1 protein-coding gene is annotated in these 253 nt (G+C 62.8%); it reads left to right on the forward strand.

The window, feature by feature from the left end; translation table 11 throughout:
- Positions 1 to 253: transposase (locus IV91_RS18975; RefSeq protein ID WP_031599610.1), on the forward strand; the 253-nt coding region annotated here is incomplete at both ends.

Below are 253 nucleotides of genomic sequence, written 5' to 3' on the forward strand. Positions count from 1 at the left end.
GCGAGGCCACAAAGCCCTTGCAGGGCGATGTCCGTATTGATGACGCTTACCTGGGTGGCGAACTGACCGGTGGTCGCGCCGGCCGTGGCTCCGACAACAAAGTGCCGTTCGTCGTGGCCCTGGAAGAGCGCAACGGAAAGCCTATGCGGGTGCGATTCGACCCGGTGAAGAACTTCTCGTTTGCGGCGTTGAAGCCCTGGGCCAGCATTGCACTTGCTCCGGATTGCACCGTGACCTCCGATGGGCTGCTGGG

The sequence above is a fragment of the Ferrovum myxofaciens genome (assembly GCF_000735045.1).
Lineage (GTDB): Bacteria > Pseudomonadota > Gammaproteobacteria > Burkholderiales > Ferrovaceae > Ferrovum > Ferrovum myxofaciens.